Below are 13,300 nucleotides of genomic sequence, written 5' to 3'. Positions count from 1 at the left end.
AATAGCTAAAAGATTAAACCGTGTTAAAACTCGGGCTCAGCTTCAAAAGTAAGTACTTGCTCCGTTACAGGGTGTTTGAGTTGTAGCATTTGTGCATGTAATTGTAACCGAGGAGCAGCAGCAAGTGCGTCTTTATGGGCGTAGAGGCGATCGCCTAAAATAGGATGGCCTAAGCTTAGCATGTGCACGCGCAGCTGATGTGAGCGCCCTGTAATAGGAGTAAGCTCTACACGGGTTGCCTGTGCTTCACGTTCAAGGACTTTAAAATGAGTGAGCGAAGGTTTGCCATTGTCATGATCAACCATTTGCTTAGGACGGTTCGGCCAGTCGCAAATAAGCGGTAAGTCAACGGAGCCTGTTTCAGTTTCAAGTTGTCCGTATACTCGTGCAATGTAACGTTTTGCTGTTTCGCGCTCTTGAAATTGCATACTTAAATGGCGGTGAGCGGCTTTGTTCATTGCTAAGCAAAGTATGCCTGAGGTAGCCATATCTAAACGGTGAACAATTTTAGCACTAGGAAAAACACGGTTGACGCGATTTATTAAGCTATCGGCATGTTTTGGGTCTTTACCTGGGACGGTGAGTAATTCGCTAGGCTTATTTACAATAAGTAAATCATCATCTTGAAACAGTATAGTTAAATACGGGCTCATAGGGGGATTGTAGTTAACTAACACGGCAGACCTCAGTGATTTTGAAGTGCGCTATTTTAGTGGAGCGAGGGCAAAGGCTCAAGTAAAAAGCGCGATATAAATATCGCGCTTTCTTTTTATACACACACGTTAGTAATCTTTAACTAACGACTGACAGCTAGGTTCTCTAGTGCGAAACCACAATCAAACGAATCGCATCGAGTTTTAACTGCGCTTTTTCAATATGTGCGGTGAGCTCATTGCGTTGTTTATCGTAAAAGGTAATTTCCTCTTGGCGAATGTTTGGATTAATTTGTTTCAGTGCAACTAATCGCTGTTGCTCTTCGCTCAACGATGTTTGCATTTTTGCTAATGACTCGGCACGAATAACATCCAGCTTTTGTTGCGCCATGTCTTTTGCGGTATTGATCATTGGATGAACCGCACTTTGCAATGCACCGGCTAATTTACTTGCTGTTTGACGACCTACCGCAGATAGTTGCTGATTAAAGCCATCAAAACCAACATTTTCACCTAAGTTATTACTGCTCTTATCGAGTAAAATACGAATTGGCGTAGGGGGTAAAAAGCGACCCACTTGCAGGACTTTTGGTGCCATGGCTTCGGCAACAAATATTAGCTCAACAAAAAAGGTGCCTGGTGGTAACTTTTTGTTTTTAAGTAACGCCACCGATGAACTACCAAAATCATCATCACAAATCATATCCATAGTGCCTTGCACCATAGGGTGATCCCAACTAATAAAGTGCACATCTTCCTGAGAAAGCGCGGTATCGCGGTCAAAGGTTACTGTCATACCATCGTCTTTTAGCGATGGGAACGAAGCGTTTAACATGTGCTCAGTGGGCTTTAAAATAATGGTGTTTTCACCTTTATCTTCTTGGCTTACACCAAAGGTGTCGAACACGTTGATCATGTAGCTTGGCAGTTCAAACTGGTTATCGAGCTTTTCAATGTCAGCTACAAGTGAGTCAGCAGCACCTTGTCCCGATGAATGTAGCTCTAGTAAGCGATCTCGGCCACTTTCCATTTGCTTGCGTAATACTGCATTTTTTTGTGCTACTTGCTCAAGGAGTGGATCTAGCTCATCTTCATCACAATTATGAGCTGCAATGTACTCAAGTAAATCTTCGCTAAACTCTTTATACAGCAACTGCCCAGTGGTTGATGTGCTTTCAAACGCATCTAAGCCTTCGTTATACCAACGCAGTAGTACTTCTTGTGCCGTGTTTTCAAAATAAGGCACGTGAATGTTCACATCTTGTGTTTGCCCTATACGGTCTAATCGACCAATACGTTGCTCAAGTAAATCGGGGTTGAGTGGTAAATCAAATAACACTAAGTGATGTGAGAACTGAAAGTTACGACCTTCTGAACCAATTTCTGAACACAGTAATATTTGTGCGTTATCGTATTCATCGGCAAAGAATGCCGCAGCGCGGTCACGTTCAATAATCGACATACCTTCATGGAACACAGACGCTTTAATTGCTTCGCGTTCACGTAATATTTGCTCAAGGCTAATCGCTGTTTCGGCTTTAGCACAAATAAGCAGTACTTTTTCACGCTTGAGTGTTTTTAGCGTTTCAATTAACCAATCTACGCGAGGGTCAAATAATCCCCAACTTGCGCTTTCACCTTCAAATTCTTGAAATATTTTTTCAGGGAAAAGTGCACGTTGCGCACTGAGCTCGGCATTTTGAATGCCACTCATATTACCCAGTACGGTCATTGCTGTTTTGTATTGCTTAGGTAATGCCATTGGGTAGGCATGTAATTTACGGCTAGGGTAGCCATCAATGCCACTGCGGCTATTTCTAAATAATATGCGCCCAGTGCCATGGCGATCCAGTAACATATTGAGTATTTCTTTGCGTGCAGCAAGGTCGCCTTGTTGGGCTTTTTCAAGGATATCGGTGATATCTGTTTCTTTTAATAGCTCAATTAATGTGGCCTTTGCGCTGTCATCCAGTGCTTGTTCTTGTAATAACTGATTAGCAGCTTCGGCAACGTCTTTGTAGTTTGCTTCTTCTTCTTTAAACACGTCATAGTCGTAAAAACGATCTGGGTCGAGCAGTTGTAAACGAGCAAAATGACTACGATGACCCAGTTGGTCTGGCGTAGCGGTAAGAAGAATTAGCCCTGGAATATCTTGGCTCAGCTCAGCCATACGTTGGTATTCGGCACTGGGTTTATTGTTGTTAATGCTTAAATGATGCGCTTCATCGATTACTAATAAATCCCAGTCGGCCAACGTAGCTTGTTCAAACCAGCGTTTTTTCTTGGTTAAAAACTCAAGGCTAGTAAGTACCAGTTGCTCGGTATCAAATACATTAGGTGAATCAGCAAACGCTTCGTCGCAGCGTTCTTCATCAAAAATAGAAAAACGTAAATTAAAACGGCGTAGCATTTCTACTAACCATTGGTGTTGTAAGTTCTCAGGCACAACAATAAGTACACGGCTGGCACGACCGGTGATAATTTGTTGATGTAAAATCATGCCCGCTTCGATGGTTTTACCTAAGCCTACTTCATCAGACAGTAATACCCGCGGTGCAAAACGTTTACCGACTTCTTGAGCAATATAAAGCTGATGCGGAATAAGATTAGCGCGTTGACCAATTAAGCCTTTAATAGGTGACTGCTGACGTTCAAACTGATGTAACCAAGTTTGATAGCGCAAAGTATACCGATCAAAACGGTCCACTTGGCCTGCAAATAAGCGGTCTTGCGGTTTATTGAACTTGATAAAGTGATCTAAAAAAGTTTCTTTTAATTGTGCTTTTTCACCGGTATCAACACGTTCACCGTGATAGCACAGTAATTCGCCTTGTACTTCAATTGACTCAACTTGTAATTCCCACTCCTCAACGCTTCGGATCACATCACCAGGATTAAATGCTACGCGGGTTACCGGAGCTTCTGCAGAAGAATAAACACGGTTTTCACCACTGGCAGGAAATAAAATGCTGACCTGGCGGCCATCAATGGCAACAACGGTGCCCAATCCTAAATCTGACTCTGTGTCACTTATCCAACGCTGACCTAAGGAAAAATTCATGTATGTCTCGTCTATGAAGAAAAAGGCGGCTATGTTACCTGTTAGATAACACCACTGCAAGGCGCTATTTGCCTGACTTTTAATTAATTTTATAAGTATGAATTATTACCAACCCTAAGCGCTCATTAGTGCGTCGATTTTGTGGAAAATTCAAACTAAATGATATTTGTCATAAAACAGACTTTTATGACAAATAGACTAAACTCAAATTATACCTAAGTAATTAATCAAGTTTATTAGTAACCACTGATTAGTTTATTGGGTATAGCATAAAAATCATAAAACGTAAGGAAAGTACTATGGGAAAAGCTTCAAATTTTGATAGTAAAATGTATGTGCTAGATACCAATGTATTACTTCACGAACCCCTCGCGTATTTGTCATTCCAAGAGCACCAAGTGGTTATCCCAATGACCGTATTGGAAGAACTTGATCATATAAAAGATAGAAAACACGATGTGAGCCGCGATGCGCGAGTGGCTATTCGTGGCCTTGATGGGGTGTTGAGTCAGGCAACTCCCGAACAAATGTTACAAGGTGTGGCGCTGCCAAGGAATAAAAAAGGCGGATCGACAGGCAGCTTAATTATTGTAAACGACCATTTATTTGCCGATTCTATTTCTGGTTTGCCGGGCAATGAAAACGACCACCGTATTATTAATTGTGCGGTGCATTTACAAAACCAGCACAGCGATAAAAAAGTCATATTAGTAACTAAAGATATTAACATGCGCTTAAAAGCCAAAGGGGCGGGGCTTAAATATGTTGAAGACTATCGTACTGATCAGTTAATTGACGATATTGATTTACTCACCAGTGGTTATAAAAAAATTGAGGGCGATTTTTGGCAGCATGTCGGTCAGTGTAGCACTGAGCAACACGGACGTGAAACAGTTCATCATATCCCTAAAGATTTAATTCCTGATGTGTTTTGTAATGAATATTTACTTGATGATGGCGATCAGTTTGCCGCTAGAGTTAAATCGTATGATGGTGAGCATATTACCATTAAAGATATTGGTGCAGAGCGATTGATGCATCAAAGTGCATGGGGAATAAAACCAAAAAATATTTACCAAGCAATGGCTCTTGATGCCTTGCTCGACACGTCTATTGAGCTTGTTATTTTAACCGGTCCAGCGGGATGTGGTAAAACAGGTATTACTGCAAGCTTTTTTTCAATATTTGTGCAGACCTATCTACAGACCTTATTCTTACTGAATAAATTGAGTATTTATAACAGGCTAAGATCTAATCTCTCTAACATGTCATTAAGTGTGACTTAAAGAATAGAACCATTCATCAATAAATATAAATAATGGATTTAACCTGCAAGAGGCACAAACAAAAATAATAAAGCTAAGGTAAATCTAAAATGCTAATTAATGAAAATCGTTCTCAAAGGAGAACTAAAATGAATAATCCAAGTGAAAACAAAAACCCAAGAGTATTGGATACATCGGCACTAGTTCATGATCCAAAGTCACTTCTTGCGTACAGTGAAGACGTATACATCTGTCTAACAGTTCTAGAAGAATTAGATAACTTAAAAGAAAGAACTAACAAATCGGTTAGTGCTGATGCTCGTGTATGTATTCGTATGCTTGAAGATATAATAAATGGGCACAGTGCAGAAGAGATGGAAGCTGGTATTCCACTACCTTCTACTGAAACAGCTAAACGAGGAAAACTGTTTATTGGAATTGATACCCAGCTCGATATGGCTAAAGAGTTAAAGCACGGTATTGGAAGTGACGCTGACAATAGAATAATTAACTATGCACTGTATCTTCAGAAGGACTTAGATAAAGACGTAGTAATTGTTAGCCGTGACATTAATATGCGCTTGAAAGCTCGAACCGTAGGGGTCATGGCAGAAGACGTTGCCGTAGATAATCAAATATCAGATATTGATCTTTTATACACAGGGGTACAAGCCTTTAAAGGAGATCTTTTTGATCGAATTAAATCAGACAAAGACTTCAAGGTTTCAGGAGAAGTTTATACTTTCCCAATAAGTCTATTTAATGATGAAGTTCAGCCAAACATGTATTGGTACGATGAAGCTGGACACATTGGGCGAATTTCAGAAGTAACAGATACTGAGGTATTCACAAAGTTATTGCCTCGTAAACAAGAAAAAGTATGGGGCATTTTGCCTAAAAATCAGCGTCAGGCAGTAGCTTTAAGCCAATTAACAGATCCATATTATGACTTAAATATCATCCTTGGCCCTGCTGGCTCCGGAAAAACTTTTTTAGCAGTTGCTTCGGCGCTGCATCAAGTATTGGAGTTAAAAAAGTACAAAAAAATCGTTGTGGTGCGCTCCAGAGACTTTATGGACGATGATCCGGGGTTTTTACCCGGTGACCTGACAGAGAAATCAATGCCGTTATTAGCAGGTATAACAGATGCGCTTATATCAATGCATTCAGGTGATAACAATGAAGGTAATATTAGTGCAACTGTTGAGCATGTGATCGAAAAAGCCAATATAGAATTTACTAGTATGGCTTACTTCCGAGGTCGTTCAATAGACGATGCTGTTTTAATCATTGATGAAGCTCAAAACATGACTAGAGCGCAAATTAAGGGCATGTTAAGCCGTGGTGGCAAAAATTGTCGCACAATCGTGTTGGGCAACTTAGCCCAGATTGATGATAAGTTTGTCACACCCGCATCTTCAGGTGCTAGCGCGGCTGTTAACGTGTATAGAAACTATGAAAAAGGCTCAGTATTGATATTTGATGAAGTAGAGCGTAGTAGCTTGGCTGAATTCACTGAAAAGAACATGTAGGCATCAAACTACAATTCACATTTCCTTATAATATTGCGACAATAGCCACTGCTTTTTGCAGTGGCTTTTCAGAGAAGCCCGTTCCCACGAAAACAGGACGAAATGGATTTACTCTGAACTAAAAGATTAAATATTCACAAAAACTGAGTGACATAGGTGCGTGGCCTAGCGTTGCCGTTTTTTGGTGTATTGATGTCTTTTAATAAAGAAGACCTGCTAGTAAATATAAAAAGGCAGGCAAAACGATTATCTAAATTATTAACTATTCCCCTTGGACAAGCCCAAGAAGCCCTAGCTATTTGTCTTTACGGCTGTGACAGTTACAGCGATTTACTAGTAAAAATAAAAGCTGAATCCTTTGACAACCCATTGATAGCACTGTCTGCACTCTCACCAAACTCGGAAATATTTTTAGTAAAAATATTAGCTAGCCACCTAGATAGCATTATTGGAAATTTTGAAAAAAAATTTCCCGGCTCCAATATAAATGAAGAGATGGTCGTATCCCTGTTTGGGCTTAGCTTTTCAGAGTTCAAACTCAAAATATCTACCTAAAGTTGTACAAATACGTAAGTTGTCATTTTGTTTTTTGGCGATATTATAATATGAAGGCTGAACGGACAGCCTACGCCTACACATGTTTTTCGCCTTGAAAAACGTGAACAGTGAAGCGGAGCATCCGTAAAAATTTGGTTATTTGAACAATAAATAAAGCAATGTGTTGGTAGGCCATTGTTTATTGGAAAGTTGTTTGGAGAACTAAATGATCTCACTTTATCAATTAAAGAATAAGCTCAATAAACAAGCAAAAGAGTTTGCTGAGTTATTAGAGTTTCCTGATCTTTACGCCCAAGGCCTGTGGGCTAGAGGTGTTTATAACTGCCCTTATTTTTCTGATACCCATAAATATCTCTCTGAAGTATTTGAAAAGAAAAAGCTGGACTCAATTCTAAAGCACGATTCCCTGAAATATTTAATGATCAACGAATACGATGATCAAGAAATTATTGAATCGCTTCATAAAGAAATTGAGTCAATGGCAAACCGTATTGAAAGCCTGATGCTGGTAGATATCGAAACATTAGAGTTAGTTTCAGTGATATACCAAGTTTTAGGGTTGCCTGAAAATGCCAAGTTTATTGTAAATACAGGTGCAGACTTCCGCTTAGAGTGGCGACCATACTTTGATGCCTTTGATGATCCGTTGATAGTTCAATATGCAGATTTAAAAGTTCATGGTTGTTATTTCAGGCTAATCGCTTGCAAGTTTCCGTTTGAAAAGCTTTCCTTGGATGACATTAGAAAATACATGTACATCAATCATGTAAACCATAATGGTGAGTTTGAAGGCTGTATTTCTGAAGGAAATACATTTTCTAAGCATGTGCACTGGCTGGTGTTGACACTTGAATTATTCAGTAGCGGCAAAGTAAATAAGGCTCAGTTCAATCCAACAACCTTCAAAATCGAAGGTATGCGCTATTTGGTATATGGCTTCCCATTGATTCCTTCCTTTGTATCTGATTGGCACAAACCTGATTTATGTCTACGAGTCAAAAATCTAGATGGCGATCAGAAGTTCATTGTTCGTATCGAACAGCAAGATCTTGTTTTTTATGCGAGGCGCGTTGATACCAACTTTTTTAACACAATCGATTATGAAAAATACATTTCGTTGTATCAATCTAGTGTTCTGTCACATTTTGATGCTGACAACAATTTGCTTAAAGTTGATGGGGTTAAATATCTAAGTTTTTTTCGTCCTTTTTCTGTAGAAGATATGAAAGGAGTTCAAGCATGAGACCTAGAGTAAAACTAACCAACGCAAAACTTATCTCAATTCAATCTGATACAGAGGAAAAAGTTGAACGGGTGCTTTACGGCACATTTGCTGACGAAAATGAAAATGGTAAAGAAGGAGATGCTTTATTCACGATAAAGGTTTTGGAAATCAATGGTCTAGAAAGTAAGTGCTTTGGTGTTGACTTTTATATCTTAGATGCTGAATCTAAAGAGTTTGATGTAAATGCATTTGAGTTTAATTTAATGCATGAGTGTATGTATTCTCCTAATGAGTTATTAGAGCTGCGAGATATGCTCCCGGCTAGTTATTAGTAAGGGAATACGTTGGATAGAATATATTTAAAGGATGCCTACATAGTATCTGTTTACGACTATAAAGAATTTGAAAAAATATTTCTTGGCGAGTTTTTATCAGGGGGGGTTATTGAAGATGAAACATTCAGGTTTCGGCCATTTCAGCAAATCGTGACTTCAAAGATTGTTAGCAAATCTGCTGATGAAGATAAGTTAGAAATATACACACATAGTGGGAGTTGTTATGTGATTGATGCTGACCATAAGTTAATTGATATTTCATTTGTTGAACTGGTTGTTATGAGAGCAGGAGCTTATTCGGCAGATCGAGTTTTAGAAATGAGAGAGCAACTTAAGTCTCAAAATAAAAGCCATTGAATAGCGAAGATAAGAAGTCTGATGAGATTATTATTTGTCACTTACCTCTTTGAAAAATTTGACGATAATCAAATATTCATAAATGTTTATACAGCATCAATTGACTTAGTCAAAAATTTGCATTAGTATTAGAAATGTATATTTGTAAGAGAATTTTATGTCTAAAGCATTTTCAAAAGTCTTAGTAATGACGCTTATGCTGGTTGCCTTTGTAGGGCAAGCATTTGCGTATTCTGCTATGCCTTGCGAAATGTCATCAGGTTCTCACGAATCACACATGAACATGAACATGAACATGAACATGGATCATGGTGATATGAATAAAAGCAGTAATGGTCAATCAGAAGATTGTTGTGACGTTGAATGTATTTGTCCTGCAAATGCTTGCTCATCTACGACAGTCCTAAATTCCAGTATTGATTCGACAGATATTCAAATATTCAGTGAATCTGTAGCTGCTCTGCAATCTAAACAACCTCATTCAATTTCCACTTCCCTTTATCGTCCACCAATTTTTGCCTAATACAGGATTAGTGCGTCCAAATTTCTCGCACATGTAATTAATTTTTCTGTTAGTCAATATAGCGTCGTAGCGCTATAGATATTTTCCAGCGATGTCTGGGGGCAAAAATGATCAATAAGTATTTAAAAATAGCAGTAGTAATGCTGCTTTCACCTGCGTTTGCAAACGCCAACGAACATAACCATGCAGACAATCACGACGTAACACCTTTGGAGTTAATCGTTTATAAAACCCCTACTTGTGGGTGTTGTAAAAAATGGATAACTCATATTGAAGACAAAGGGATCGTTGCGCATTCCAAAGATTTCCGAAACATCGGCAACATCAAAACTAAGTATGGTATCAAACCTAATTACCGTTCATGCCACACGGCAGTGAGTAGAAATGGATTTGCCTTTGAAGGTCATATACCTGCTAAATTTATTCAGCAGTTCTTATCAGAAGAACATCCCAATGCGATTGGGCTTTCAGTTCCAGCAATGCCAGTTGGCTCTCCCGGTATGGAAGTCGATGACCGCTTTATGCCATACAACGTGTTAATTCTATTTAAAGATGGAACGAGCAAAGTCTATGCAAAAGTTAAGACATACGAGGAGCAATTCTAATGAAATTGAACTCTTCAAACCTTACTTCACTTTCAACTGCATTAATACTCGGCTTATCTGTATTCTCAGCTCAAGCTGAGAAAGTAGTGTCGCTTGAACAAGCTATCACCTTAGCTCAGCAAAATGATCCTTGGCTTCATGGTAGCCGATTGAAACAAAGTGCAGTTGAAAATAGAAGTATTGCTTCAGGTACTTTGCCTGATCCGAAAGTATCGCTAGGGATAATGAATTTACCAACAGATACTTGGGATTTAGATCAGGAAGGAATGACTCAGCTAAAGGTTGGCGTCTCTCAAATGTTTCCGAGAGGCGACAGTCTAGAGATCAAGAAAGACCAGTTACAAATTGAGTCCACGAAATTTCCACTGTTACGAGAGGATCGTAAAGCTAAGTTGAAAAGCCAAGTGTCACAACTTTGGTTAGATGCTTACTTAGCCCAACAAACTATTAAATTGATTGAAGATGATTGGTCTCTCTTTGAGCAGATGGCGGAAGTGGCTAAAGCTAGCTATTCAAACGTTGTTGGTAAAACTAGACAGCAAGATGTTATTCGTGCTCAGTTGGAAATCGTGCAGTTAGATGACAGATTAACTTCGCAAAAGCAGAAACTAGAAACGACAATCGCTCGTCTCAATGAGTGGCTTCATATTTACGATGCGGATCGTTTGAATGAATCATTCAACTTTGACGCGCAACCATTAGAGTTTAGGGTTTCTAAAAAGTTACCTGCAATTACTCTGAATAATCCAACAGTCCTAACAGCATCTAATTACTCAAGAAATCTATTGGCTCAGGAGCTTTCGAATCACCCAGCCATACTTGCAATTGATATAAAACGCAAAGCTTCAGAAAAAGGAATTGAGTTAGCCAAACAGCAATATGAGCCGCAATGGGGTGTTAATGCTAGTTATGCCTATCGCGACAATATGCCCTCTGGTGATAGCCGAGCTGATTTATTTTCTGTTGGGGTAACGTTTGATTTACCCTTGTTTACCGAGAACAGACAAGATAAGCAAGTTGCAGCTTCTATTGCAGATTCAGAGACTATTAAAACCGAGAAACTATTACTGACAAAGCAAATGATCAGTGTTTTAGAAAAAGAACTAAGACAGCTTAAACGCTTATCAGATAGACAATCTATCTATCAAGAACAACTCCTTAAACAAACTCATGACCAAGCAGAAGCGTCATTGACAGCCTATACAAATGATGATGGCGATTTTGCCGAAGTTGTTCGAGCAAGAATCGCAGAATTAAATGCCAGAATATCAGCCTTAAGAATTGATGTTGACGCACTTAAAACAGTTGCTCGTATCAACTATTTCTTTGCGCATTCTCAATCTAACTCAAATGCTGAACATAAGTCGATGCAAACTTCACACAAAACTAATCAGCACTTATCCAGTCAGCAATTTGGAGAAAAATAATGTCAACGAATACAAAAACAATTATTGCCATCATCATTGGGGCAGCACTTGGTGCTGGAGCATTGAGTTTATATCAAGGTACTGGCTCAAACAGTAATAGTAATGAAGCAACATCAGGAGAAAAAAAGCCTCTGTATTGGGTTGCACCGATGGATTCTAATTACCGCCGGGACAAGCCCGGTAAGTCGCCTATGGGGATGGATTTAATACCTGTGTATGAGGAAGAATCATCTGGTGATGACTTTGGCCCCGGAGCAGTAAAAATTGCGCCTCATGTAGTGAATAACCTTGGGGTTCGCACTGCACCTGTTGAACTGAAAAATATGCATACTGAAATCTCAACGGTAGGTTATGTTCAATATGATGAAGATAAGCTAATTCATATCCACCCACGGGTTGATGGCTGGATTGATAAACTTTACATCAAAGCAGCAGGTAACCCTGTAGAGAAAGGGCAGCCTCTTTATACACTATATTCTCCTCAGTTAGTTAATGCTCAGGAAGAGCTGTTAATAGCGTTAAAGCGCAACAATAGTTCTTTAATTTCAGCAGCCAAAGATCGCCTAAAAGCGTTACAGCTTTCAGCAGACTTTGTTCAAAAGCTAGAAAAGACACGAAAGGTTCAGCAAACAATTACCTTTTATTCACCACAAGCAGGTGTTGTCGATGGTTTGAAGGTTAGAGAAGGTTTTTATGTAAAGCCGGGAAACACCTTATTAAGCATTGGCCAGCTAGATCAAGTTTGGGTTGAAGCAGAAGTGTTTGAACGTGACGCAGCCTTAATTAAAAAAGGACTTCCTGTATCAATGACACTGGATTATTTACCCGGTGAGGACTGGGCTGGTGTCGTTGATTATGTTTATCCAACATTGAACAGTAAAACACGCACACTCCGAGTGAGATTGAAATTTGATAACACAGACTATCAATTAAAACCAAATATGTTTGCACAAGTCTCTATTCACGCTAATCAAGCTGATAGCACCATCCTCGTGCCTAAAGAAGCCGTTATTAGAACAGGTAAACAGGACAGAGTAGTACTTGCGTTAGGTGATGGGCAATTTAAATCTATTGAAGTGACTATTGGCCGGGTTGATATCGACAGCATCGAAATATTAGACGGCTTAAATGAAGATGACGTTGTGGTGACATCTGCCCAATTCTTGATTGATTCTGAATCAAGTAAAAGCTCTGACTTTAAACGAATGACTCATGATGAAGTGCCTAACTCTGTTTGGATGCAAGGGGATGTTAATAGTGTTATGGCAGGGCACCGCATGGTTAATATTTCACATGGCCCTGCTGAAGCTTGGGATTGGCCTGAAATGGTTATGGATTTTACTGTGGCTGAAAAAGTCGATATTGACTCATTAAAGTCAGGTCAATCTTTGCACTTTGAAGTGAGCAAAACCGAAGACGGTGGATATGAAATTACTGGAATTCATATCATGAGTGAGCCTGGTGATATGAGTGAAGAAGTATCTTTTGCAACAGTATCAGGTCTAATTAATTCTATTAATGTTGATACGCGTGTTCTAAATATTAGCAGAGGCCCAATAGAGAAATGGGATAGACCTGCTGCGACGATGGATTTTATCGTCGCGGACAATATAGAAATGGTTGATTTCAATGTCGGTGATAATGTCACTTTCACTTTTGAGGTTAGAGATGACTTAGTTATCACTGACATTTCTCTTGAATCAGATGAACAACACGGCAAGGAAAATAAAGCTGCTGTTGATCATTCTAATCATTAAGT

At 39.2% G+C, this 13,300-nt stretch carries 11 protein-coding genes and 1 pseudogene; 10 read left to right on the top strand and 2 right to left on the bottom strand.

Going from position 1 to position 13,300, the window contains the following annotated elements; all coding sequences use genetic code 11:
- Window positions 1–23: 23 nt before the first annotated feature.
- Window positions 24–677, bottom strand: a complete 654-nt coding sequence (rluA, locus tag ABZP26_RS13980) for a bifunctional tRNA pseudouridine(32) synthase/23S rRNA pseudouridine(746) synthase RluA (RefSeq protein ID WP_083494664.1) — start codon at window positions 675–677, stop codon at window positions 24–26.
- 142 nt (window positions 678–819) lie between these two features.
- On the bottom strand, window positions 820–3,714 hold the full coding sequence (gene rapA, locus ABZP26_RS13975; RefSeq protein WP_058155255.1) for an RNA polymerase-associated protein RapA: 2,895 nt from the start codon (window positions 3,712–3,714) through the stop codon (window positions 820–822).
- Window positions 3,715–4,013: 299 nt separating this feature from the next.
- Here rapA and ABZP26_RS13970 point away from each other — a divergent pair.
- From ABZP26_RS13970 to ABZP26_RS13925, 10 genes and pseudogenes are all read left to right on the top strand, one after another.
- A pseudogene (locus tag ABZP26_RS13970) lies at window positions 4,014–4,871 on the top strand (PIN domain-containing protein); the annotation flags it as partial.
- Window positions 4,872–5,128: 257 nt separating this feature from the next.
- Window positions 5,129–6,511, top strand: coding sequence for a PhoH family protein (locus ABZP26_RS13965; protein WP_008109623.1), 1,383 nt, complete (start codon window positions 5,129–5,131; stop codon window positions 6,509–6,511).
- 192 nt (window positions 6,512–6,703) lie between these two features.
- The gene (locus ABZP26_RS13960) at window positions 6,704–7,066 is read left to right on the top strand and encodes a hypothetical protein (RefSeq protein ID WP_008109624.1); all 363 of its coding nucleotides are present in this window, start codon (window positions 6,704–6,706) and stop codon (window positions 7,064–7,066) included.
- Window positions 7,067–7,274: 208 nt separating this feature from the next.
- Window positions 7,275–8,312 carry a hypothetical protein gene (locus ABZP26_RS13955; protein WP_008109625.1) on the top strand — a complete coding sequence of 346 codons (1,038 nt, stop codon included), beginning with the start codon at window positions 7,275–7,277 and terminating at the stop codon, window positions 8,310–8,312.
- Window positions 8,309–8,626: a hypothetical protein gene (locus tag ABZP26_RS13950; protein WP_008109627.1), complete on the top strand. Its 318-nt coding sequence runs from the start codon at window positions 8,309–8,311 to the stop codon at window positions 8,624–8,626. The genes ABZP26_RS13955 and ABZP26_RS13950 overlap by 4 nt, the downstream gene beginning before the upstream one ends.
- 12 nt (window positions 8,627–8,638) lie before the next feature.
- Window positions 8,639–8,986, top strand: coding sequence for a hypothetical protein (locus ABZP26_RS13945; RefSeq protein ID WP_016899198.1), 348 nt, complete (start codon window positions 8,639–8,641; stop codon window positions 8,984–8,986).
- 157 nt (window positions 8,987–9,143) lie between these two features.
- On the top strand, window positions 9,144–9,509 hold the full coding sequence (locus tag ABZP26_RS13940; RefSeq protein ID WP_010558035.1) for a hypothetical protein: 366 nt from the start codon (window positions 9,144–9,146) through the stop codon (window positions 9,507–9,509).
- Between the two features lie 107 nt (window positions 9,510–9,616).
- Complete coding sequence (locus tag ABZP26_RS13935; RefSeq protein ID WP_036956660.1) at window positions 9,617–10,114, top strand: DUF411 domain-containing protein; 498 nt, start codon at window positions 9,617–9,619, stop codon at window positions 10,112–10,114.
- Window positions 10,114–11,541, top strand: coding sequence for a TolC family protein (locus ABZP26_RS13930; protein ID WP_016899199.1), 1,428 nt, complete (start codon window positions 10,114–10,116; stop codon window positions 11,539–11,541). Before ABZP26_RS13935 ends, ABZP26_RS13930 begins: the two co-directional genes overlap by 1 nt.
- Window positions 11,541–13,298, top strand: coding sequence for an efflux RND transporter periplasmic adaptor subunit (locus ABZP26_RS13925; protein WP_016899200.1), 1,758 nt, complete (start codon window positions 11,541–11,543; stop codon window positions 13,296–13,298). Before ABZP26_RS13930 ends, ABZP26_RS13925 begins: the two co-directional genes overlap by 1 nt.
- The last annotated feature ends 2 nt before the right edge of the window (window positions 13,299–13,300 follow it).

Source organism: Pseudoalteromonas sp. SD03 (assembly GCF_040937955.1).
GTDB lineage: Bacteria > Pseudomonadota > Gammaproteobacteria > Enterobacterales > Alteromonadaceae > Pseudoalteromonas > Pseudoalteromonas tetraodonis.
This window is presented reverse-complemented; position numbering and strand designations above follow the sequence as displayed.

What these genes read in the sequence shown, in the direction of transcription:
- rapA (WP_058155255.1), bottom strand. Translation starts at nt 3,714, where the DNA reads ATGAATTTTTCCTTAGGTCAGCGTTGGATAAGTGACACAGAGTCAGAT.
- ABZP26_RS13965 (WP_008109623.1), top strand. Translation starts at nt 5,129, where the DNA reads ATGAATAATCCAAGTGAAAACAAAAACCCAAGAGTATTGGATACATCG.
- ABZP26_RS13960 (WP_008109624.1), top strand. Translation starts at nt 6,704, where the DNA reads ATGTCTTTTAATAAAGAAGACCTGCTAGTAAATATAAAAAGGCAGGCA.
- ABZP26_RS13955 (WP_008109625.1), top strand. Translation starts at nt 7,275, where the DNA reads ATGATCTCACTTTATCAATTAAAGAATAAGCTCAATAAACAAGCAAAA.
- ABZP26_RS13950 (WP_008109627.1), top strand. Translation starts at nt 8,309, where the DNA reads ATGAGACCTAGAGTAAAACTAACCAACGCAAAACTTATCTCAATTCAA.
- ABZP26_RS13940 (WP_010558035.1), top strand. Translation starts at nt 9,144, where the DNA reads ATGTCTAAAGCATTTTCAAAAGTCTTAGTAATGACGCTTATGCTGGTT.
- ABZP26_RS13935 (WP_036956660.1), top strand. Translation starts at nt 9,617, where the DNA reads ATGATCAATAAGTATTTAAAAATAGCAGTAGTAATGCTGCTTTCACCT.
- ABZP26_RS13930 (WP_016899199.1), top strand. Translation starts at nt 10,114, where the DNA reads ATGAAATTGAACTCTTCAAACCTTACTTCACTTTCAACTGCATTAATA.
- ABZP26_RS13925 (WP_016899200.1), top strand. Translation starts at nt 11,541, where the DNA reads ATGTCAACGAATACAAAAACAATTATTGCCATCATCATTGGGGCAGCA.